At 63.5% G+C, this 22,759-nt stretch carries 20 protein-coding genes and 1 pseudogene; 9 read left to right on the forward strand and 12 right to left on the reverse strand.

What is annotated here, in order from left to right:
• Positions 1-62: 62 nt before the first annotated feature.
• The 3 genes from P0D70_RS23355 to P0D70_RS23365 all read right to left on the reverse strand — a co-directional run bounded on the left by P0D70_RS23355 (position 63) and on the right by P0D70_RS23365 (position 3,386).
• Positions 63-1,016, reverse strand: coding sequence for a patatin-like phospholipase family protein (locus P0D70_RS23355; protein ID WP_091795041.1), 954 nt, complete (start codon positions 1,014-1,016; stop codon positions 63-65).
• A gap of 35 nt (positions 1,017-1,051) precedes the next feature.
• Positions 1,052-1,603 (reverse strand): hypothetical protein, encoded by a 552-nt coding sequence (locus P0D70_RS23360; protein WP_408186195.1) that lies wholly within the window; start codon positions 1,601-1,603, stop codon positions 1,052-1,054.
• Between the two features lie 835 nt (positions 1,604-2,438).
• Positions 2,439-3,386 (reverse strand): ABC transporter substrate-binding protein, encoded by a 948-nt coding sequence (locus P0D70_RS23365; protein WP_408186196.1) that lies wholly within the window; start codon positions 3,384-3,386, stop codon positions 2,439-2,441.
• A gap of 223 nt (positions 3,387-3,609) precedes the next feature.
• Here P0D70_RS23365 and P0D70_RS23370 point away from each other — a divergent pair, with 223 nt between their 5' ends.
• The gene (locus tag P0D70_RS23370) at positions 3,610-4,521 is read left to right on the forward strand and encodes a LysR family transcriptional regulator (protein ID WP_408186223.1); all 912 of its coding nucleotides are present in this window, start codon (positions 3,610-3,612) and stop codon (positions 4,519-4,521) included.
• 92 nt (positions 4,522-4,613) lie between these two features.
• On the opposite strand, the gene P0D70_RS23375 is transcribed toward P0D70_RS23370, so the two are convergent.
• Together P0D70_RS23375 and P0D70_RS23380 are read right to left on the reverse strand one after the other, a co-directional pair.
• Positions 4,614-6,215: a rhodanese-related sulfurtransferase gene (locus P0D70_RS23375; protein ID WP_408186197.1), complete on the reverse strand. Its 1,602-nt coding sequence runs from the start codon at positions 6,213-6,215 to the stop codon at positions 4,614-4,616.
• Positions 6,212-6,538: pseudogene (locus P0D70_RS23380) on the reverse strand (cysteine dioxygenase family protein); the annotation flags it as partial. The pseudogene P0D70_RS23380 and the gene P0D70_RS23375, both read right to left, overlap by 4 nt.
• A 134-nt stretch (positions 6,539-6,672) precedes the next feature.
• Here P0D70_RS23380 and P0D70_RS23385 point away from each other — a divergent pair.
• The gene (locus P0D70_RS23385; protein WP_408186198.1) at positions 6,673-7,386 is read left to right on the forward strand and encodes a hypothetical protein; all 714 of its coding nucleotides are present in this window, start codon (positions 6,673-6,675) and stop codon (positions 7,384-7,386) included.
• 62 nt (positions 7,387-7,448) lie between these two features.
• Here P0D70_RS23385 and P0D70_RS23390 read toward each other — a convergent pair whose 3' ends face one another.
• Together P0D70_RS23390 and P0D70_RS23395 are read right to left on the reverse strand one after the other, a co-directional pair.
• Positions 7,449-8,282: a class II aldolase/adducin family protein gene (locus P0D70_RS23390; protein ID WP_408186199.1), complete on the reverse strand. Its 834-nt coding sequence runs from the start codon at positions 8,280-8,282 to the stop codon at positions 7,449-7,451.
• 11 nt (positions 8,283-8,293) lie between these two features.
• Positions 8,294-9,373, reverse strand: a complete 1,080-nt coding sequence (locus P0D70_RS23395; protein WP_408186200.1) for an LLM class flavin-dependent oxidoreductase — start codon at positions 9,371-9,373, stop codon at positions 8,294-8,296.
• Between the two features lie 307 nt (positions 9,374-9,680).
• Between P0D70_RS23395 and P0D70_RS23400 the strand changes: the two genes are divergently transcribed.
• Positions 9,681-10,676, forward strand: a complete 996-nt coding sequence (locus P0D70_RS23400; RefSeq protein WP_408186201.1) for an LLM class flavin-dependent oxidoreductase — start codon at positions 9,681-9,683, stop codon at positions 10,674-10,676.
• A 260-nt stretch (positions 10,677-10,936) separates the two neighbouring features.
• On the opposite strand, the gene P0D70_RS23405 is transcribed toward P0D70_RS23400, so the two are convergent.
• The 3 genes from P0D70_RS23405 to P0D70_RS23415 form a co-directional block, all read right to left on the reverse strand.
• A complete protein-coding gene (locus tag P0D70_RS23405; protein WP_408186224.1) occupies positions 10,937-11,425 on the reverse strand; it encodes an SRPBCC family protein in 489 nt (162 codons plus the stop codon).
• Between the two features lie 1,003 nt (positions 11,426-12,428).
• The gene (locus P0D70_RS23410; RefSeq protein ID WP_408186202.1) at positions 12,429-12,653 is read right to left on the reverse strand and encodes a hypothetical protein; all 225 of its coding nucleotides are present in this window, start codon (positions 12,651-12,653) and stop codon (positions 12,429-12,431) included.
• 226 nt (positions 12,654-12,879) lie between these two features.
• Positions 12,880-13,491: an NIPSNAP family protein gene (locus P0D70_RS23415; protein WP_091795067.1), complete on the reverse strand. Its 612-nt coding sequence runs from the start codon at positions 13,489-13,491 to the stop codon at positions 12,880-12,882.
• Between the two features lie 118 nt (positions 13,492-13,609).
• On the opposite strand from P0D70_RS23415, the gene P0D70_RS23420 reads away from it, so the two are divergent.
• Positions 13,610-14,476, forward strand: coding sequence for a LysR family transcriptional regulator (locus P0D70_RS23420; protein ID WP_408186203.1), 867 nt, complete (start codon positions 13,610-13,612; stop codon positions 14,474-14,476).
• Positions 14,477-14,610: 134 nt separating this feature from the next.
• On the opposite strand, the gene P0D70_RS23425 is transcribed toward P0D70_RS23420, so the two are convergent.
• Entirely contained in the window at positions 14,611-15,573 is a 963-nt protein-coding gene (locus P0D70_RS23425; RefSeq protein ID WP_408186204.1) for a LysR family transcriptional regulator, read from the reverse strand.
• A gap of 130 nt (positions 15,574-15,703) precedes the next feature.
• Between P0D70_RS23425 and P0D70_RS23430 the strand changes: the two genes are divergently transcribed.
• A complete protein-coding gene (locus P0D70_RS23430) occupies positions 15,704-16,423 on the forward strand; it encodes an SDR family NAD(P)-dependent oxidoreductase (protein ID WP_408186205.1) in 720 nt (239 codons plus the stop codon).
• 92 nt (positions 16,424-16,515) lie between these two features.
• Here P0D70_RS23430 and P0D70_RS23435 read toward each other — a convergent pair whose 3' ends face one another.
• Positions 16,516-17,679 (reverse strand): alpha/beta fold hydrolase, encoded by a 1,164-nt coding sequence (locus P0D70_RS23435; RefSeq protein WP_408186206.1) that lies wholly within the window; start codon positions 17,677-17,679, stop codon positions 16,516-16,518.
• 508 nt (positions 17,680-18,187) lie between these two features.
• On the opposite strand from P0D70_RS23435, the gene glgC reads away from it, so the two are divergent.
• The 4 genes from glgC (at position 18,188) to P0D70_RS23455 (ending at position 22,752) form a co-directional block, all read left to right on the forward strand.
• Entirely contained in the window at positions 18,188-19,453 is a 1,266-nt protein-coding gene (glgC, locus tag P0D70_RS23440) for a glucose-1-phosphate adenylyltransferase (protein WP_091795080.1), read from the forward strand.
• A gap of 55 nt (positions 19,454-19,508) precedes the next feature.
• Positions 19,509-20,969 carry a glycogen synthase GlgA gene (glgA, locus tag P0D70_RS23445; RefSeq protein ID WP_408186207.1) on the forward strand — a complete coding sequence of 487 codons (1,461 nt, stop codon included), beginning with the start codon at positions 19,509-19,511 and terminating at the stop codon, positions 20,967-20,969.
• A 294-nt stretch (positions 20,970-21,263) separates the two neighbouring features.
• Entirely contained in the window at positions 21,264-22,130 is an 867-nt protein-coding gene (pdxY, locus tag P0D70_RS23450; protein ID WP_091795086.1) for a pyridoxal kinase PdxY, read from the forward strand.
• Positions 22,131-22,290: 160 nt separating this feature from the next.
• Positions 22,291-22,752 (forward strand): hypothetical protein, encoded by a 462-nt coding sequence (locus tag P0D70_RS23455; RefSeq protein WP_091795089.1) that lies wholly within the window; start codon positions 22,291-22,293, stop codon positions 22,750-22,752.
• Positions 22,753-22,759 lie beyond the last annotated feature (7 nt).

Below are 22,759 nucleotides of genomic sequence, written 5' to 3' on the forward strand. Positions count from 1 at the left end.
ACCGCCGCGATCTAGCAAGTTTCGGGTCGCTTTTTCGATAGACCGCAGACCGCCGGAACGCCCTAATCGATGCCCAGGCGCGCCCGAATCGCCGGCAGCATGTGCTCCACCGCCGCGCGCCCCTCCTCGATGGCAGGCGCCGCGCGATGAAAATCGAAGATCCCCATGCCGCCCAGCCGCGGCTGGATCAGAATGTCCGCCGGTTCGCCCGCCAGACGGCTGCGCGTAATCCGCACCTGCATGATGTCGATGCTTTGTGCGATCGAACTCAGCATGGACGGCACGCGCGCGCTCGGCGCGGGCGGCACGCGCACGTCGTCCGTGACGCGCGCATCGGCGGGCGCGAGCCAGCGTGGCCAGGGCTTGCCGTTGCGGCGTAGCGCGACCGCCTGAGGCTCGGCCGGGTCGATGGCCGGCGTATCGACCACCGCGCCGCCGAAATCGCGGCCGTTCAGGATATCGTTGTTCAGATCGACAGCGATCACGCAGTCCGCGCGCATGCCCCGCGCCACCGAAACCGGCACCGGGTTGCTCAAACCGCCGTCCACCAGCCACACACCGTTGTGCCACACCGGCGTGAAAATGCCGGGAATCGCAATCGATGCGCGCACCGCCTCGACCACGCTGCCGTCCTGCAACCAGCTTTCGCGGCCCGAGTCGAGTTCGGTCGCGACCGCCGCGAACGGCATGTTCAACTGCGCGATCGAACGGCCGTTGAACTTGTCGGCGAACAACTGGATCACCTTGCGCCCGCCGAGCAGGCCGCCCGAAAGCCGCAGATCGAGCAGGCGCACCACCGTCTGCCAGGTGAGCCGCGAGACCCACTCTTCCAGCCAGTCGAGATCGCCGTTCGCATACACCGCGCCCACCAGCGCGCCGATCGACGTGCCGCAGACCACATCGGGCCGGATGCCCGCATCGTGCAGCGCGCGAATCGCGCCGATATGCGCCCAGCCGCGCGCGGCGCCGCCCCCCAACACCAGCCCGATCCGGCTGTATCGACGTCGACGTATCATGATCTTCCCCGCTTGCTCTCTTTTATCACTCACCGCTATCGCCCACGAATCACGTCAGAGCGCGATGTCGTGTACACCTTCTGATACTGGTCGAAATGCACGTTGAAAATCCCTTCTTCGGTCACGCCGCCTTCGCGCCACTTCCAGCTCCACACGGTTTCCGGCTTGAGCGGAAACACCGCGACCTGGCCGGGCTTGCCGAGCAGGCGGCGCACTTCGTCCTCGCTCATGCCAATGCGGATCTTCGCGAAGTTGGCCGCCGTGAGCACCTGCGTGATGGCCTGCAATTTACCGTCGCGATCGATGTCGACCATGTACGTATTCAAGCCTTGCGGGCCGCGCGGATACTCGAAGCGTTTCGAACCGTCGGTGAAGGTGCGCTCGGTTTCCGGCTTGCCCATCTGGTCGCGGATCTGCGCCTCGGTCGTGACGCCCGGCGTCATGCCCTTGAGCAGTAACGCGTCCGGTTTGACGGCGTTGAAGAATTCCTTGAGTTTTTGCACGGCGCGGTCGCTCTGTTGGTCGTCGCAACCGGTCAACGCGACGGACGCGGCCAGCATGGCGACAGTAAGCAGTTTCAGGCTCACAGCGGATTTCCTGTTCGGATGTGGTCCGCGAAGGCCCGCATCCTGTTGTGTAGTGTCCGCTACAGGATAACCGCGCACGGGCAAAACCGCGAGCGGGCGCCGCACGGCGGTGTGCGCAGTCGCACAGGGTGCGCAACGGTGACGTAGGCAGAGGCGGAAACGGATGCCGCGAAGGCGGAGTTAGAAGCTGCGGAGTTAGAAGCCGCGCGGCGAAGTCGGCGACGGCGGAAGGCCACGCGAAGCCGAGGCTCCGGCCGTACGGGCGACGCCCGGGCCAAGCGCGAAAGCCGCGCGCGCAAAACGATGGCCACAAGCAAAAAGGCGACGCTGTGCAAAGCGTCGCCGGGTCGGTCGATACGGTCGACCGGGAAAGTGAAATCGGCCGTCCGGCCGACTGAAAACGAAGCGCCCTGGACGACGCGCAGCGGTCTGGTCCCGGACGAAGCGGTGAGCAACCTTGGCTGCTCACCTCGCGCCATCGCCGGAATGACAAACCGCTGCTTGACTGGCCGCCCTGGTCCCTCGATAAGCCTTCCAAGTGCAGCTAATTTAAACGGATTGGCGGATTTAGACGAGAGCGCGTTTACACCGAATCGGCAGATGATTTGCGTTGAGTGGCAACGCTTTCACAGGAATGCCGACGGCGCGCGCGCAGCGCGCGAGATTGGCATGCGGGAATTCAGCCGTGCGGTCGAGGTGCGCGACGCTTGCGGCGAACTCGTTCATGAGTTGCGTCAGCAAGCGTCGAATGCATGGCTATCGAGCGGGCGATGACGCCGTGTCACGGCGCTGTCGGCAATCACGGGCATTCATGCGCAAACGCCTGTCGGCCGCATCAAGGCAAAGGGAAACTGCGGTCGAAGCTCGGCCGCACGTCCAGATGCGCGCGGATCACATTGGCCGCTTCGTAAGTGTCCGCCGTGCGCTGCTGCGCGGCCACGACGCTGTCGTCGATCGCCACCGGATGCACCTGGCCGCGCTGATAGACGGTCTTCAGCACCTCGGGCGGCAAACCCGTAACGCGCGACTGCATCGCCGCGACCTCGTCGGGATGCGAGAGCGCCCAGCGCTGGCCGATCGCTACGCGCCGCAAAAAGTCGGCGAGCTGCGTGCGCTTGTCGGCGATCGCGCGTTCTGTCGCCACCTGATAGCTGAGACCTTCCGAGAGGCCCACGCCGTTGGCGATGATGCGGTCGTGATCGCGCGCTTCGCCGAGCGCGGTGTACGGGTCCCACACCGACCAGGCGTCGACGCTGCCCGAGGCGAGCGCCGCTTTCGCGTCGGCCGGCGCGAGGAACACGAAGGTGACTTCGGCGAGCGGCACGTTGGCTTTCTTCAACGCGGCGAGCGCGAGGTAGTGGCCGATCGAGCCGCGCGTCGTGGCAATGCGTTTGCCCTTCAGACTCGCGGCGTCGTTCAGCGGCGAATGCGCGCCGACCACGATCGCCAGATCCAGCGGCGTCGAGCGTGTCGCCGCGACCGCTCTCACCCGCGCACCCGCGGCAAGGGCGAACACCAGCGGCGCATCGCCGAGACCGCCGACGTCGACCGCGCCCGCATTCAACGCTTCGCCGAGCGGCTGCGCGGCGGGAAAGTTGAACCATTCGATCTTGTACGGCAGGTCTTTCAACTGGCCGGACGCTTCGAGAATGCCGCGCGTTTGCAAGGACTGATCGCCGACCTTGAGCACAGGAACATCGGCCGCATAAGATGGCGCGGCGCATAGCGACGCTGACACCGCAAGCGCGGCAACGCCAGTCGGCAGCAACTTCACGCGTTGCATAACAGATCGGATTGCAGAAGAAAAACGAGAAGTCGTCATGGCAGCGCGTACATCGTCGCATCGAGTGGATTTGCAACGACGATAAGGCACGCCTTTGTATAAGACAAACGCATTATTCTGCTAAGCAAATATGCGAATTTTCTTCGGCGACAAGCGGTGAGCGCGAACCGATACGGGTATGATCGAGCGCATTCTTTCGCGCCATCATTGGTCACCGCTCATCATGAAGATCGACGAAATCGACGCCTACGTCACCGTGATTCGCTGTGAGTCGCTGCAGCAGGCGGCGCTCTCGCTCGGCCTCACGCAACCGGCCATCACGCGCCGTCTGCAAAATTTCGAAGAAGCGCTCGGCGTCGAATTGCTCGACCGTAATACGCGGCCGCTGAAGGCAACGGCCACGGGACGCATCGTCTATGAGCAATGCCGTGTGATCCAGCGCGAACTCGACGTGCTGCGCGAGATCGTCGCCGCCGACACGCCGCCGGTCGGCACGCTGCGCCTCGGCGTCGCGCAAACGATCGCCGATATCGCGCTCAGCGAAGCGATACGCGGCCTGAAAGGGGACTATCCCGGCCTGCAGGCGCGTGCCTCGACCGGTTGGGGCGGCCAGTTGCTGCAACGCGTCCAACAGGGCGAACTCGACGCCGCCGCGATCCTGCTGCCCAGCAACAAGACCTTCGACGAGGCGCTGTCGGCCCGCTCGCTTGGCCGCATCAAACTGGCCGTCGTCGCGCAGAAAGGCCTGCTGAAAAAACGTGCGCACACGCTGACGGAATGCCAGTCGATCGGTTGGGTGTTGAATCCGGACGGCTGCGGATTCCGCGACGGTTTACAGCGCGCGCTCACCGGCCTCGGGCTCGCTCTCAAGCTGAACCTGGAAACGCCCGGCACCGAGTTGCAGTTGCAACTCGTCGCCGACGGCAACGGTCTCGGTCTAGTGCCGCTACCGCTCCTGCAGGCGAGCGCTCATCCGAATGCGCTCGATATCGTCCCGATCAGCGACTTCAAGCCACTCATCGACATCTGGCTCGTGCAGCCGCGCGTGCTCGGCAAATTGCAGCAGCCTGTGGAGCGCTTCGGCGCCGCGATCGAGCGGCAGTTCAAGGAAGCGCGCGCGCAGCGCGCGGCCTGAAACGCGCGCGGCGCCCTGCTGTTTCGATTATCTGACTCGACTGCCGCTGCGAGCGTTGCGAGCACTTCGAGCACTCGCTGCAAGCCAGCCGCTCAGATCACGCGGAACCCATGCGTACCATCGCGCCCAAGCTGCGCGACAAGACCATATTCCCACTCCAGATACGCATTCATCGCCTCGCGCGCGTTATCCGTGCCCTCATAAGGACGCCGGTAGCGATCGATACGCGGCGACGCCAGTCGCGTCTCGCCGCTCTCGACGGGCAAGCCGGCCTCGATCCACGCCGCCGTGCCGCCGCTTAGCACCTGCACCGGCTTGCCGGTCAATGCCGCGACGTCAGGCGCCGCAAAACGCGCGAGCAGACTACTTCCGCAGGTCACCACGTAGCGCTGCGCATCGGGAAGCTTGAGCAGCGCCTTTTCCAGTTCGCCGCGAATCACGAACCACGCGCCGGGAATATGCCGCTTCACGTAATTGGCGCTGGTGGTGAAGTCGAGCACCGCCGTGCCCGGCGATTGCAACAGCGTGACGAGTTCAGCCGCGGAGATTTCGTCGGCATCGGGCGGCGTGGGCGCATGACGGGCGGCAGGCGCCGCACCTTTTTCGCCGAAGTCGGCGGCCGTCAACCCATCGACCACATACACGTCGACATTCATCTGCGCGAGCCACGACGCGGTCATGTTGGCGCGCACGCCGTCGTTATCCGCGAGGATCACGCGCGCGCCGCGCACCGGCGCGAACATATCGGTTTCCTGCACGAGCTGGCCGCCCGGCGCGCTACGAAAACCGGGCACGTGACCCGCTTCGTATTCTTCCGGCGTGCGCACGTCGAAACGATACACGGTGCGCACGGCTTCGCCGGCCCAGCGGCGCGCTTCGTCGCGTGAGGTGCGGCCCACTCTCGCGCGATCCGCCACCGTGCGCGCGGAATCGGCGGCGGCCAGACGCACCTTATCGTCGACGATCGGCTCGAAGCGGCGCGAACTGCCATGCGCGAGCGCCTGCCCGGCCAGCGTCCAGCCGATCGTGCCATTGCGCAGCGCCGCGACCGGATTCGGCACGCCTGCATTGATCAGCGACTGCGCGCCAATAATGCTGCGCGTGCGCCCCGCGCAATTGACAATGATCCGCGTAGCCGGATCCGGCGCGAGCTGGCGGGCGCGCAGCACCAGTTCGGCGCCCGGCACGCTGACGCTGCCGGGAATATTCATGGTGTGATATTCGTCGAAGCGGCGAGCGTCGAGCACCACCACGTCGGCTTCATGGTCGAGCAGCGCCTGCACCTGCGGCGCGGCGAGCGACGGCGTATGGCGCTCGCTTTCCACCAGTTCGCCAAATGCCTTGCTCGGCACGTTGACGTCCTGGAACAACTCGCCGCCGGCCTCGCGCCAGCCTTGCAAACCGCCTTCAAGCAGGGCGACGTCGGTATAACCCAACTCGGTCAAACGGCGCGCGGCGCGCTCGGCGAGCCCTTCACCGGCGTCGAACACCACAATCGGCACGGCCTGGCGCGGCAAACGCACCGGCGCGTCGAGTTCGAGCCGCGAAAGCGGCAGATTCGCTGCAAACAGCGGATGACTGCGGGCGTGCGGATCTTCCTCGCGCACGTCCACGAGCGCGATTTCCTCGTGCTCGAGCAGTGCGTAGCGCACATCTTCGAATGATCGGGTACGAAATGCCTGAACGAAACTCATGAGATCGGAGACTCCTTCGCTACATTCCAGATATTCGGCAAAACGTCGTTTGCGTAGCCGGAAATAAACAGCTTGCGGGCGGCGCCGCCCGGATAGACGGACCGTTTTACCGCGCCAATATTTGCACCGTACACGTGAATGCTGATCGACGTACGGTCACCAAAAGCGTTACTCACGCGATGGATATCGCCAATGCTCGGCGACACCGCATCCACCGCGCCGGCATCGAGCCGTTTTGCCGCACCCTCTTCCTCTAGCGCGCCGTCGGCGGTGACACGGTACCCCTGCGCAATTTCCGCGCCACACAGTACGCCGATCAGCCCCCCAGCCGACACGTAGCGGGAAATTGCTCAAACAAATGAGCGACACATGTTTATTCCCAACCTGCATACCAATTCGATTTTGAGACACCGGAGTCAGTAATATCTCGATCCTTACATGCCAATGAGGTGAACGAATGCCTTGGATCTACCGTCAGAACACCGGTCGAATCGAGCACGACGGCACTCTTGCCGGAGTCGGATATAGCGGGCGCGGGCGAGGAAAAAATAACCCGTCGCGACAAAACGAGGCCATGATCGGACCCATTGCGCGAGGAACCTGGACGATCGGCGCGCCATTTCCTCATCCACATGCCGGTCCTTACGCAATGCGACTCACACCGACTCACACCTTTACCTGGCACTGTTACCTACCGCCGCTCAGGCTTCATGGTTCACGGCGACAGCACCGCTCATCCGGGCGCTGCGTCCGACGGCTGCGTGATCGTCAATATCGTCACGCGCCGGTGCATCTGGGAAAGCGGCGACCATACGATCGCGGTGACCCTGTGAGGGCCGCCGCCATTGTGGCCATGCTGACGGCCCCTGCCCTGTGTTTCGCCGGCTCGCCTTCGCAATGCGCGAGTTGGCCAAAAAATATAACGCCGCTCATTCTGAAAAACGTCGGTATCACGGATCCGGTCAAAATTGACGACTCGAAAACCAAGGCAGTGCGGATCGCCTCGGAAAAAATCGGCAAAGACCTTTGGCGCGATGTCTACGACATCACCTTTTACGAACAAACCGGACACGCAATTGAGGTCATCACGTCAAGCGAAGCCAGTTCGGCAGAGTGCTCAATGTCCGATCCCGTCGTGTGGGTCGTGACGCAAAAAATCGACATCAAGTAGTCTGATCATTTCAGCCCTTTGCCAGTGCCGCAGACATGCTGCGAGCGCGCATCGCGAAAGGTTCAGGTGAGCACCTCGGGTTCGTGCTCGACCAGTCCTTCCAGCAGGCTCTGGAACGCGAACAGCGCGCCGCCCGCGCGGCCGACCTGCTCATGCGTGAGCGTGGCGATGTCGTGTGGAATCGCTTGCGGCGTGCCCGCGGCTTCAGCGAGCAGTTGCGCGTGGCACGCGTTGTCGAGCGCGATATACCACCACGCCGCGGCTTCCACGCTCGGACCGGCCGTGAGAATGCCGTGATTCTTCAGGATCACCGCTTTGCGCTCGCCGAGCGCGGCGGCAATGCGCGCGCCCTCATCGGTATCGAGCACGACGCCACGAAAATCGTCGAACAACGCGTGGTCCTGATAGAACGCGCACGAGTCCTGCGTCAGCGGATCGAGCGTGCGGCCGAGCGACGACCACGCCTTGCCATACAGCGAATGCGTGTGGGCCGCCGAGACCACGTCGGGGCGCGCTTCGTGAATCGCCGCGTGAATCGCGAACGCGGCCTGATTCACCGGACCCTCGCCGACCACGATCTCGCCCTCGGCGTTCACGAGCAGCAGATCCGACACACGAATGCGGCTGAAATGCTTGCCGAACGGGTTGACCCAGAAGTGATCAGGCCACTCCGGATCACGCGCGGTAATGTGGCCTGCCAGCCCCTGATCGAAACCGTAGCGCGCAAACAGTCGGAACGCGACGGCGAGCCGCTCCTGCCGGTGGCGGCGTTCCGCTGCAAGGCTCTCGCGCGGCGGAGTCTCGTCGAACCAGAATTTGCGCAGCGGCGCGTGACGCTGGATTGCCGGCGGCTCCTCGGCGGTATTGGTGACACCGGTGAGAGAAAGATCGGTCATCGCGCCTCCGTTCACGCCGCCACGCGCTCGTCGCGCGCAATCCGTTCACGCGTGGCGGGAATCAGTTCACGGCCGTAGTCGATGGCGTCTTCCAACGGATCGAAGCCGCGCACGAGGAACGTCGACACACCGAGCGCGTAATACTCGGCGAGCGTATCGGCCACCTGTTCCGGCGTGCCGACGAGAGCCGTCGAATTCGAGCGGCCGCCGATTTCCTTCGCGACGCCGGTCCACAAGCGCTCGTCCACACGATCCGAGTCGCCCGATGCCGCAAGTAGCCGCCGCGCTCCTTCGCTTTGCGCCGGACCGCCCCGGCCGATCCCCTGCGCCGCGCGCAGCCGCCTTGTTTCTTCGAGGATGTGTTCCGCGCGCTCCCAGGCCGCCGCTTCCGTGGCCGCGAGAATCGGCCGGAACGAAACGGAGAAGCGCACCGTGCGGCCGTGCTTCGCGGCTTCCGCGCGCACTCGCGCGACCTGCTCGCGCACCTGCGCCTTGGACTCACCCCATAGCGCATAGACATCCGCGTGACGGCCGGCGATTTCGAGCGCGGGCGCCGACGCGCCGCCGAAATACACTGGAATATGCGGCTGCTGCACAGGCTTCACTTCGGAGAAGCCCTGCTCGAAGCGGTAGTACTGGCCGTTGTGATCGAAGGGTTTGGCCTCGGTCCAGATGCGCCGCAGGATATGCAGGTACTCGTCGGTGCGGGCGTAGCGTTCGTCGTGCGACAGGAAGTCGCCATCGCGGCGCTGCTCGGCGTCGTCGCCACCCGAGATGATGTGAACCGCGAGCCGGCCGCCCGAATAGTGGTCGAGCGTCGCCAGCTGACGCGCGGCGAGCGTTGGCGCGACAAAACCCGGCCGATGCGCGAGCATGAAGTGCACCTTGCTGGTCACGCTCGCCGCGTGCGCGACCGTCAACAGCGCATCGGGACTCGTGGAATGATGCGGCACGAGAACGCGGTCGAAGCCGGCGGCCTCATGCGCGCGCGCAAACTGTTCGACATAGTCGATGTCGACGACCGGTCCTTGCGCCGCGTGCGTTTCGGACACCTTGCGGGTCTGGATCATGCCGATGAATTCGATGGACACGTGGGTGTCTCCCTGAATGGTTGCTGCCCGGCGGGACGGTGACGCGGCTGGCCGGATGCATGGTTCGCTTCGAGGCGTTTAAGGTAGCAGCGCGGCATGCGCATGTTAAATATTGATCGGCCATATCTATATCGGATTTGCATGTAACGGTGCGGGCTTCGATCGACGCATCTCGCCTGCCCGGCGCCGCGCGCGAGCAAACCCCCTTTCGTGAATGTGGACATCGCGGCACCGTCAGCAGAAAAGCGGAACCTTTGCGAGAATGCCCCATCGCGCGAAAGCGCCGGAAACAACAAGTGAACAGACAATGATCCCCTTCTCGGTCCTCGACCTCTCGCCGGTTACCGCGGGCGCCACGCCGGCGGACGCGTTCAGGAATACGCTCGACCTCGCCCAGCATGCGGAAAACTGGAACTACCAGCGTTTCTGGCTGGCGGAACATCACAACATGACAGGCATTGCCAGTGCGGCGACCTCAGTGGTGATCGGCTACGTGGCGGGCGGCACCAAAAAAATTCGCGTCGGCTCGGGCGGCATCATGCTGCCGAACCATGCGCCGCTCGTCATCGCGGAACAGTTCGGCACGCTTGCCTCGCTGTACCCCGGCCGGATCGATCTGGGCCTCGGCCGCGCGCCCGGCACCGATCAGAGCACCGCTCGCGCGCTACGCCGCGATCTGCAAAACAGCGCGGACTCGTTCCCTGACGATGTGGTCGAATTGCAGCGTTATTTCGCCGACCCCGTGCCGGGCCAGCGCATTCGCGCGGTGCCGGGCGCGGGGCTGAACGTGCCGCTGTGGCTGCTCGGCTCGTCGCTCTTCAGCGCTCAACTCGCCGCGGCGCTCGGCCTGCCGTTCGCGTTCGCGTCGCATTTCGCGCCGGATTACATGCTGACCGCGCTGCAGGTGTATCGCGCGCAATTCCGTCCGTCGGCGGCGCTGGAGAAACCGTATGCGATGGTCGGCGTCAATCTGTTCGCCGCCGATACCAACGAAGAAGCGCAGCGTCTTTTCACCTCGCTGCAGCAGCAGTTCATCAATCTGCGGCGCGGCACGCCGGGTCAGTTGCAGCCGCCGGTCGAGCGGCTCGAGGCCTCGGAGATGGAATTGAATAACGTGGCGCACTCGCTCGCCTGCACGGCACTGGGCGATCGCGATACGGTGCGCGAAGCGTTGAAGTCGATCATCGATCAAACCGGTGCGGACGAGTTGATGCTCACCGCGCAGATCTACGATCACAAGGCGCGGCTGCGTTCATTCGAGATCGGCGCGCAAGTGCGTGAGGAGTTGGCGGCCGGTAGGTAAAGGCGTCGCACGGATGTAGCGTGAGCATCGGGTGTCAGATGTGAAACGCTCGTGTGAATGCCCGCATAACGGCAATGGCAACGGCGAGGGGCTGCTGCTGGCCGAACAGCGACCGATGGGTCGATCGTCATCTGGCGGCGCCCAGCTTCAGATTCCGTTCCGCCCGACCGTCTGAAGCACATCATTTGCATCGATGCCAGGAGACGCCATCGAGGTAAAGGCGAAACGGCGCAGCGCATTCAGTCTGCGCCGCGCTGGCTTCATCCATGTTCGATACCAAGCAGCCGTGCGTCCAGCCTCCGCGCTAGCGCTGCGCCGCCTTCGCGCATCACGGCGTCGTGGTTCCATTGAAAAGCGGGCCGCAACAACGGTGCCAATGCATTCATCCACGCGCGGTTCGTGCGCACACACCAGTCATAGCGGACCTTCGTATGGTTGCGTCCGTCGGTCGAAAAGCTCCACCTGCCGGCGCCGTCGACGTCGCCACTGGCTTTTCCCTCCAGCGCGACTAATGGGTCGACGCGCGTCACCCGCATATCGAACACGAGGCGATACGGCAAGCGGCCTTTCCATGTATAGCGTTGTACAAGGCCCACGCCCTGATCGGAGCCTGCTTGAATCTGTTCCACGCGCTCGACGCTACGCCACCACTCAGGCCAGCGCGCAGAATCCTGGATTGCCGCCCAAACTTCCTCCACTGGCGCGTCGATGCGCCAGATGGTGGAAAAGCGGTATTCGACCGTCCGCAAACTGCCTCCGTTCTTAGTATTCTTCTCGTCCACCGCGCTCTGACTTCCGGCGCCGCCCAGCCTGCCGCCCCGGAGCCGCACTATCATCGAGAGCGCGAGGGCGCCCGACGCGATACGGATCGACGTAAAACTCGCTGCATCGATACCGGTGCCCTTGAGGGCCAGCCGGCATAGCAACGAATTCGCTGCAAACGCGACCATTGCAAGCAGCGTCAGCACAGTGACACGCACGGGCGACACAGCCCTCCAAAAACGCTGAATCTTCCGCCAGTATCCGGTCATTGCGCCGCCTGTACGAGCGTCAGTGACCGGTCGTCTCTGCCCGAGCGCGGCCTTTTGCAACCGGCCCATGTCGCCCCGTTGCAGCGCTTCGTCCCTCGAAACCTGAACGATTGCTTCCTGGGCCGCCCTGTCATTCCTGAAGGCGAAGCGCACGTAACATCAATGTAATGTGAGCGTCAGCGTGCATCAACCTTCGCTGTACAGAATAAGGGTACTCACTCCCGTTTCCACGCGGTGGTGAGATCGAAGGCTTCCGTCACGGCGGCGTGAAGCTGACCAAAACCAGGTTCGGGAGGTAATTTACCTTCAAGGCCGTTAGATATGTAGCGCTGATCTTGAGTCGCTGGCCGGCTGAGGGTGGGCGATCGAAGGTGCGCCCCGGATCGCGCGCCCCTTGATGATCGGCCCGCTGGCCGTTCTACGACGCGCCGGACAACTTCGACGTGCAAAGGTTCGTTAACCCAGCGAAGGCGCCATTCGAACGTCCGTATGAAGACGCGGCCCAACGGCTGTCGATGACCGGTCACTGCCCGAGGCGGTCGATAGAAGTCGACCCCGAAGCAGACATCGCTCGCGGCTAATGCAGGCACAGTAGGAGGGTTCTCGAAAAAGCAAAAAACGCGCAGATTGACCTGCGCGCTTCGATCCATTGCAACTACAGAATGCTCACGGCCTAAAGCAAGAACGACAACAGTGGCCTGCAGCATTCGACACCGGTGATTTACGAACCGAAGTAAATCGGCTTCATCCCATGGTTTGCATCCGGACGAATTGAGCCTTGGATTTTGTGCCCCAAGCGAGAAACATCGTTACGGAGCGAATGCAGATGTTGATGGGTTCCCGACAGAGAATTGACCGGCGGAGCCGCTTCATTCGATTGAGCGAAAGACGATACAGCCGGAATAGCGAGAGCGGCGGCCACAACCAGTGATTGAACAAGTTTCATGATCCTTACCTCCAAGACTTGATTTTCCGCAAACACCCGTTTGCGTTTCAGTGCTTTCAGTCTAGGCCGGAGGCGGCTTGTGATTAAGCTCTCGCAGAACAATTGACAGTTGCCGGAATAGGTATAAACCCTTGGTGATTTAAGGGCTGCCTGCCGGCGAAGTCCGGTTGCGCGGCGCCGCTGCTCTGTCCAAACATCGTCCCAAGCGCTCCTCGTATAGTCAAACTCATCGGAGCGGAGAATTGTTTGCAGGTATCCAGATCGTCGAGGTCGCTTCGGAAAATTGCTCCGGGCCACCTTTCGGTGGCCAGATACCATCGGCGTACGACTTGGCGCGAATCGCAATGCGCTCGTCCAGACTCTCCCAAGGCCAGATATGAGTGATGCGTGGCGCGCCATCGAGCGCGTACATGTTGACCGTTAAGCGCGAGCGCTTCGAACGTTCGGGCATTGCGGATTCCCATGCTTTCATCGTCGGCACGAGTCCACCCGGCCGCAACCAGTAAGTCCGAAACTCATAGTATTTGCCGAAGGCCCCCGGCTCTACCGGGGGAAGAAAAGGAAAGGCGGCGTAGCTTTCCATCTCGATTGCGCACTCGCTCGTGGCTGCCCCGAAAGGGTCGTCGTGATGCAGCGCGCGCCTTCTCTCACGTGCGAGTTCCTCCGCGTCTTCGAATCTTCGCAGCATGCGCACGCTTCCGAGCGTTCCGTTTTCCGAGGTCCAGGTGCCAAGCCAACGGCCGAGCGCTACACGCTGATGGAGGTATGTCTGCGCGTTCGCAATGACCTGAGGCACTTTGAGGATGTGAGACGAAAGGGTAGTCAGTTCATACAGCACGTCATTCTCCAGAGTGATCCGAATCTTCGCGGGGTACCTGTCTGCGAACTAGATTAGACTCATCCGCTGCCGCAGCGGTATTCCCTGTTCGTTCACAGCCTCTGGGAAAAAATTCACCATGTTCGACTGGCAAGATCTGCGCTACTTTCATGAGCTCGCGCGCGCCGGGTCGCTCTCCAAGGCAGCGACTGAGCTGTCGGTTGAACACGCAACGGTCGGGCGTCGCATTGCGTCACTGGAAGCGACACTTGGATTGAAGCTCGTTCATCGGCTACCCCGAAGCATTCGGTTGACCGAAGATGGACTGGTCGTCGCCGAGCTTGCCGCCACGATCTCCGAAAGCGCACAGGCCATCGAGTCGTTTGCGCTACGGGCGAAGTCGGCATTGTCTGGCGTGGTGCGGATAAGCGTTCCGCCCACAGTCGGCAACTTTTGCGTCGCGCAGTACATGCAGACATTTCACGAGGCGCATCCGTCTTTGAAGATTGTCATGGCGAACACGCCAGACATCGCAGCACTCGACCGGGGCATCGCGGATATAGCGATTCGCATGGTGAAGCCAGAAGAGCCGAGCCTTTTGACGCGCCGGATCGGCATGATTCGCTTTGGCTTGTATGCGAGCCGTGCCTATGCGAGCCGGCCCGCCGCGCAGTGGTCATTCATAGCTTACGATGCGTCGCTGAATCACGTGAAGCATCAAACATGGCTGCGACGATTTGTGGATGGCAGGCCAATCGTTTTCGAAACAAGCGATGTGATCGCCCAGCAGATGGCCGCACGCAACGGTGTTGGCGTCGCCGTTTTGCCAACGTTGCTCGGCGAACGCGACGCTGAACTCGTCAGGCTCGACGTCGAAGCCGGGCCTCCGGAAGCAGCACTGTGGCTGGTAACCTACCCCGACCTGCGACGCGCGCGAGCTATCAAGGCTGTCATGGCGTTCCTCGTGGATTGCATCGACCGCGAACCACTGCTGAAGTCGGCGTGAATGAGGTTGAGGTTCTGGAGTCGGAAAACAGAACACGGCCACCTATGCGCATTGACGGGAGAGCGCCATACGGAACTGTCGCGTCGCCAATCACAACGAGCGAATGACGCACAGCCGCGAAGCGTGCAACAGTACTAGCGAATGGATTGCAGCGAGTCTGCCGCGTTCGGCTCTCGCGGATACGCCACCAGGCACAAGTCGAGCACCTCAGCGCGCAGCCACCGATGGGCCGGATCCCGGTCGAGGCGCGGATGCCAGATCGCCGAGACGTCGAAAGCGGGTGTCAGCACAGGCAGTTCGAAGCCCTGAAGCCCGTTTGCGGCGGCATGATCAGGCGTGAACGGGTTGCCGAGGCAGGAATGCGGAATGACGGCGAGCAGGTCCGAGTGGCGGGCTAGTTGCATGGCACTCGTATAGGACGGCACCACCATCACCACCTTCCGGCGCAGGCCCGGTGCCTCCAAGGCCGCGTCCACCGGGCTGACTCCATCTTTGATACGCGAGGTCGCCACATGGCCGCACGTAGTCCAGTGCTCCGCACTGATGCCGGTGCCGCTCATGTTGGGATGGCCGAGTCGGCACACGCCCACGTATCGGTCGCGAAAGAGCAGGCGTGTACGGATCTCGGGGGCCGTGGTCCTGACAGTGCCGATCTCGAGATCAACCGTGCCTTCGCGTAGTGGCTGCGCGTCCCAGTCAGGCTTGGGCGTGAAGCAAAGCCGCACGCCAGGCGCTGTGCGGTGGATCCTCTTCATCAAGGGTGCGCCGAGCAGATCGATGAAGCCTTCCCCCGCTCGCAGCGTGAAGCTTTGCTCCAGGGTGGCGACTTCGAATGTATGGTCGGCGGGGCTCAGTAAAGCCTGCGCTTCGCGGGCCAGGCCGGGAAGACGCTGGCTCAACTGCTCCGCGTAAGGTGTGAGCACCAGCGTGCGGCCGGCCTGCAGCAGCAGGCGGTCGCCCGTGGCCGCACGCAGACGCGTGAGCGTGCGACTCATGGCGGAGACGCTCAGGTTCAGTCGCCGCGCCGCGCCCGTAATGCTGCGCTCGGTCAGCAGCGCATCCAGCGCGGTCAGGAGGTTGAGGTCGACGCGTGACATCCCTCCAGCATAGCCGAAGCTGGTCAGGTATGGCGTTTGACGCAATCGTGGATTGTAGGCGGAGCGTCTGGTGCAAAGGTGGAGCGATCCCCCAGAATTCACTGCATCACCCGACGAAGAAGGAAAGCTCATGCCCCAAGCACGCGACCCGGCTCACAGTCCCACGATTCTGCTCATCGGCGCCTCGCGCGGCCTTGGCCATGCGATGGCGGCCGAGTTTCTGAAGAAGGAATGGAACGTCATGGGCACCGTCCGCGCCGGCAGCGGCCGGACCCTGCTGCACGCCCTGGCCGATGCGCATCCGGACAGGGTCGAGATCGAGACGCTGGACATCACCCGGCCGGATGAGATCGACGCCCTGCACTCGCGCTTGTCCGACCGGACGTTCGACATTCTGTTCGTCAACGCCGGCACGACCAATCCGGATCCAACCGAAACCATCGGCGAGGTATCGACCGGGGATTTCGTCAACCTCATGGTTGCCAATGCACTCAGCCCGATGCGGGTGGTGGAGCGCCTTGCCGATCTTGTCCCGCCCACCGGACTGATCGGGGTCATGTCGTCCGGGCAAGGCAGCATCGCGGACAACGAGTCCGGTCAGCGAGAGGTCTATCGCGGCAGCAAGGCGGCGCTGAATCAGTTCATGCGCTGCTTTGCTGCGCGCCAGGCTCGAACGCCCCGCGCCATGCTGCTAATGGCACCGGGCTGGGTGCGCACCGACCTGGGTGGACCGGAGGGAAGACTGTCGATCGAGGAAAGCGTGCCCGGGGTCGTCAATGTACTGCTGGCCAAGCAGGGCCGTCCGGGCCTGGAATATCTCGATTATCGCGGCCGGACCGTCCGGTGGTGACGGAGATACGCCGGTATACTCAGCCAAACCCTGATCGAGCGGACCGCCGCGACTTAGGAGCACCGTGACGGCACGGAAAGCCGTTTGGATGCCTACCGATTCGTCGGCACCGCCGCCAGCCCCGCCAGCAAGGCCCTGTGAAACGCCTTCGGGTCCTGCATCTGCGGCGCGTGCCCCAACTCCGCGAATTCGACTAGCGTCGCGTGCGGAATCGCCTTCGCTGCCGCCTTACCCAGCTCAGGATAATGGCCGATCTTCGCCCGCACCTCGGGTGGCGCCGCGTCCTTGCCGATCGCGGTGGTGTCCTTCTGGCCGATCAGCAACAGCGTCGGCATGCTCAATTGTCCCAACTCGTACACCACCGGCTGCGTGCAAATCATGTCGTACAGCAGCGCGGAATTCCACGCCACGATCTGTTTGCCAGGACCGCGGTACATGCCCGCCAGCATCTGCACCCACGGCTCGTAATCCGCGCGCCACTGCCCGGCGTAATAGGTGGACTGCTCGTAGCGGCGAATGCCGTCGGCGGTCGTCTTCAGCTCGCGCTCATACCATTGGTCCACGGAGAGCGAGGGCACGCCCTTCGCCTTCCAGTCCTCCAGACCGATCGGATTGACCAGTACCAGTTGCTGCGTCTCGTGCGGATACATCAGCGCGTAGCGGATCGCCAGCATGCCGCCCGTGGAGTGCCCGATGACGGTCGCGTCGGTCACGCCGAGCGATTGCAGCAGCGCGTGCGTGTTCCGCGCGAGCTGTTGAAAGCTGTACTGATAGTGCTCGGGCTTGCTCGATTTGCAAAAGCCGATCTGGTCCGGCGCGATGACGCGATAACCCGCGTCGCTCAGTTGATGAATGGTCGCCTCCCACGTCGCCGCGCAGAAGTTCTTGCCGTGCAGCAACACCGCTGTGCGGCCATTCGCATGCGCCGGTTTGATGTCCATGTAGGCCATGTGCAGCGCCAACCCTTGCGAGGTGAAGTCGTACTGGCCGACGGGCGCCGGGTAGTCGAAGCCCTGCAACTCGGGGCCGTAAGCCGGCCCGGCATCGCCGCCGGTGCTGCCGGCATTAGTGGCGTTGGTGGCGTTAGTGGCGTTAGTGGCGACCACAGCGGCCGCACTGGCCTGACTGTCCGTGGTCTGCGCGGTGGCGGCGTTCGCCGGCGTGGCGTCAGAAGCAGCGAAAACGGCGGACGCGCAGGCGCAAGCTAGCGTGCAAACGCCTACGGTGGCGAGCAAGGAAAGGCGGCGAAAACTCATCGAGGGTTTTTACAAAGGAAAAGCAACGGGGAGCCTGCGAGGCAGGCGCACGGCCAAGCCAGCGCCCGAACCCGCAGCCGGGAGCGGACGATTCTACGACGCCCCGCCCGACCCTGCCGCCGCCAGCGCGAGCTCATGGCGCCTCGGGCGGGCGTGGCACGCATATTGCGACGGCTCACCTTGCGCTCTATGTGTCGTGGCGCACGGATCGCCGGGATGCAAGGGGCGATCGTGCGCAAGGTGGGCGCGTGAGCGGCGTCGGCACAATTCAGACTATTCGCCCACGGCAAATCAGTGCTAGAACTAGCAGACGGGCCCGCGAAGACGGAGCCGCCTGGCAGCACGAATCATCGGGGGAGCAAGCGACCCAAGCATCCGGGGCATACTAACCAGCAACCATCTTGCATGGGACCGGAGCAGGTGCTTTAGCTGTCGACCAGCGTTCGCGCGCAAGCGCGCACCCGGGTCCCCTGCAAAGCGCCAGGCCCGGTCGACAAAGGAGACAGACATGGATACTCCGGCACGGCTGAACGATCTGCAGCGCACCACCCTCGCCATCGTCCTCGCGGGCGGACGGGGCACGCGGCTCGGCCCGCTTACCAACAAACGCGTCAAGCCGGCCGTGCACTTCGGCGGCAAGTACCGGATCATCGACTTCGCCCTCTCCAACTGCCTGAACTCCGGCATTCGGCGCATCGCGGTCGTCACGCAGTACAAGGCGCACTCGCTGTTGCGCCATCTGCAGCGCGGCTGGAGCTTTCTGCGCGGCGAATTCGGCGAGTTCATCGACCTGTGGCCCGCGCAACAACGGGTGGAAGGCGCGCACTGGTATCGCGGCACCGCGGACGCGGTGTTCCAGAACCTCGACATCATCCGTTCGATCCGGCCGAAATACGTGGTGGTGCTGGCGGGCGACCACATCTACAAGATGGACTACACGCGCATGATCGCCGACCACGCGGAGAGCGGCGCGGATTGCACGGTCGGCTGCATCGAGGTGCCGCGCATGGACGCCGTGGCGTTCGGCGTGATGCACGTCGACGAAAACCGCCGGGTGACCGGCTTCGTGGAAAAGCCCGCCGACCCGCCGGCCATTCCGGGCCGCCCGGACACGGCGCTCGCCAGTATGGGCATCTACGTGTTCAGCGCGGATTACCTGTATTCACTGCTTGAAGAGAACATTTCCTCCATCGACACCGATCACGACTTCGGCAAGGACATCCTGCCGCGCGTGGTCACGCAAGGCACGGCGATCGCGCATCCGTTCAGCATGTCGTGCGTGTCGTCGGACCCGAACGTGGAACCGTACTGGCGCGACGTCGGCACGATCGACGCCTACTGGGCCGCCAATCTCGACCTCGCCTCCACCATCCCGACACTCGATCTCTACGATCGCACCTGGCCGATCTGGACTTACCAGGAGCAGTTGCCGCCCGCCAAGTTCGTGCGCGACCTGAAGGGGCTGCAAGGCTCGGGCAACAATCTGATCGTGTGCGGCGGCTGTGTGATCTCGGGCTCGCAGATTTCGCGCTCGGTGCTCTCGTCGAATGTGAAAGTGAGTTCATTCTGTAACATCAATGAGGCAGTCTTGTTGCCGCAGGTCACCGTCGGCGCGAGTTGCCGATTGCAGAAAGTGGTGATAGACCGCGGCTGCGCCATACCGGACGGCACGGTGATCGGCGAAGATCCGGTAAGCGACGCCGAGCGCTTTTACCGAACCGACGACGGCGTCGTGCTGGTCACGCCGGAAGCGTTACGGCAGACGGTGAAGTAAGGCCGGTGCCGGTGTCAGACTCAACCCGCATTTACACAGGATAGAGACGGAGCCTATGACGATTCGCGCCCTGCACGTCGCAAGCGAGCTGTATCCCCTCCTCAAAACGGGCGGTCTCGCCGACGTCGCGGGCGCGTTGCCGCCCGCGCTGATCGAGCGCGGCGCGGACGTGCGGGTGCTGTTGCCCGGCTTCCCGGCAGTGCTCGCCGGTTTGGCCGATCTCGCGCCGGTCGCGCAACTGGGCCGCCGGTTCGACGCACCGGGCGTCACGCTCGAGCGGGGCACGCTGGCGTCGAACGGCCTGGTCGTCTACGTGATCCGCGCGGACACGCTGTACGACCGTCCCGGCAATCCCTATCTCAATGACGAGCACGTGCCCTACGGCGACAACGCCCAGCGTTTCGCGCTGCTCGGCTGGGTCGCCGCGCAGCTCGCCCAGCAGTTGGACCCCACGTGGTCACCGCAGATCGTCCACGCGCACGACTGGCATGCGGGGCTCGCACCCGCCTATCTGAAAGCGGCGGAGCGCCAGCACGGCCGATCTTTCGCGCGCAGCGTCTTCACGGTGCACAACCTCGCCTATCAAGGCGTGTTTCCCGCTCATCAGTTCGGTCAATTAGGGCTGCCCGCCGATTACTTCAGCATGCACGGCGTGGAGTTTTACGGGCAACTGTCGTTTCTCAAGGCAGGCCTCTACTACAGCGACCGCATCACCACGGTCAGCCCGACCTACGCGCGCGAAATCCAGACGCTCGCCCAGGGCGGCGGACTGGACGCGCTGCTGCGCCATCGCTCGCACGATCTGAGCGGCATTCTGAACGGCGTCGACTACTCAGTCTGGAATCCCGCCAGCGACGCGCTGCTCGAAAACCATTACAGCGCCACGCGCCTCGCCGGCAAACTGACCTGCAAGGAGGCGCTGCAAAAGCGCTTCGGCCTTGCGCAGAAAAGCGACGCATTGCTGTTCGGCGTGGTGAGCCGCCTGACCGAACAGAAAGGCCTCGATCTGCTGCTCGAGGCAGTGCCTGAAATTATCCGGCACGGCGGGCAACTGGTCGTCTTCGGCACCGGCGACCCGGCGTTGGAAAACGGCTTGAAGCGGGCCGCGCAGGCGCATCCGGAATCGGTGGCGGTGGAACTGGGATTCGACGAGACGCTCGCGCACACCATCGTCGCGGGCAGCGATGTGATCGCGGTGCCATCGCGCTTCGAGCCTTGCGGGCTGACCCAGCTGTATGCGCTGGCTTATGGCTCGCTGCCGCTCGTGCATTGCGTAGGCGGCCTGGCGGACACGGTGGTGGACGCCTCCCTCGAAAATCTCGCCGACGACCTCGCCACCGGCTTCGTGTTCGAACGCTTCGAGCTGAAGGGGATCGGCGCCGCGATCCGCCGCGCGTTCGCCCTGTATGGACGCCGCACCGAATGGAAAGCGACGCAGCGGCGCGCAATGCGCCAGGACTTCGGCTGGGGCGCCTCGGCGGAGCGCTATCTGGCGCTGTATCGTGAGCTCGTGTGAGGGCTTGAGGTTGGCTTGAGGTTGGCTTGAGGTTGGCTTGAGGTTCGCTTGAGTTTGGCTCACGGCCGCCCTCGCCGCCCGCGCGTTTGATGGTTCGACGCAACAACACGGGGACGGATCAACTCGCGCGCGGCAAACTCATGTATTGTTGCCTGACGATGCACAGTATGCCGATTTCCCGCATCATCTGAAGCAGTCCTGCCGCATGAGGCGTCCCGCACCCGACGGATCGCCACCGCGGCGCAACCTTCCCGTTTTCTTTGATCGCGCCTATCCGTTCGCGCGGGCCATACCATGACGAAAAACGTTCTGAGCATCCAGTCACATGTCGTCTTCGGACACGCCGGCAACAGCGCGGCCGTGTTTCCGATGCGTCGGCTCGGCGTCAATGTCTGGCCGCTCAACACAGTACAGTTTTCCAACCACACGCAATACGGACATTGGACCGGTGGCGCGATCGACGCCTCGGAAATGGAGGATCTGGTCGACGGCATCGGCGCGATCGGCATGCTGCCGCGTTGCGACGCCGTGCTGTCCGGCTATCTGGGCACGCCCGAGCAGGCCCAGTCGGTGCTGGAAATCGTCAAGTCCGTGAAGGCCGCCAATCCTCGCGCGTGGTACTTCTGCGATCCGGTGATGGGTGCCGCGAGCGGCTGCAAGGTCGAGCCGGGCATCCAGGAGTTTCTCGTGCGCACCATGCCCGAGTTCGCCGACGCGATGGCGCCGAACCACACCGAACTGCAACGTCTGGTGGGCCGCGAGATCGAGACGCTGGAAGAAGCCGTCACCGCATGCCGCGAGATCATCGCTCGCGGGCCGAAGCTGATCCTGGTCAAACACCTGCTCGATCGCAACAGCCTCGCCGACCGCTTCAACATGCTGGTCGTCACTGAACGCGAAGCGTGGATGGGACAGCGCCCGCTCTATCCGTTCGCACGGCAGCCGGTGGGCGTGGGCGATCTGACGAGCGCGGTGTTCGTCGCGCGTACGCTGCTCGGCGATTCGATCCGCGCCGCCTTCGAGCACACGCTCGCCGCCGTGAATGCGGTGGTGAAGGCGACCTGGCAGGCCGGGCGTTACGAACTCGAACTGGTGGCCGCGCAGAATGAAATCGCGCAGCCGCGCGAGTGGTTCGATGCGTGGGTGGCGGAGACGGCGTAAGTAGCGTGAGTCACCCGTTTGACGTGTCGTGCGCGGAACGCGACGCGGCTCGTTGGGCTCGGCCTCGGCCACCCGTCCTATAATGCGTGCCGCGTGGACGAGGCACCTGCCCGCCCGCGTCGCATTTTCAGGCATCCGGCATTCAGCAGACGAGGCATCGATGGACGGTTATATCCGCAGCGAGCGGGAAGAATATTTTGAGCAGTTGTGCATCAGCGTCGACGCTGACGAAGCACACGAACAGGAAGCGATCGAGTTCTTCGAGAATCAGTTCGACCAGGCCGACTTCGATCCCGCGCAATGGCTCGACATTGCGCTCTACTATTCGCCGGCCGTGGCGCGCGGCATCGTCGATATGGTCACGGCGGACGACAAGGCGCGCAGCAACATCGCCGAAGTGATCGCCGACAATCTCGACATCTCCTACGGCGAAGACGAATGCCAGCAATTCGCCGAGACCATCGAATTCGCGCTGAACAACGGCGTGCCGGTGGACCTCGACCTCGTGCTCGACGGTTGCCAGCGCGCAATCGACGATCTCGACACATGGGCCGACGACGACACCAAGGCGCCGCTTCTGCGTCTGCGTGAAGAGTTGTTGCGCCAGCAGGGCGAGCATTGAGCGTCCC

The organism is Paraburkholderia sp. RL17-381-BIF-C (assembly GCF_046026435.1).
Taxonomy (GTDB): domain Bacteria; phylum Pseudomonadota; class Gammaproteobacteria; order Burkholderiales; family Burkholderiaceae; genus Paraburkholderia.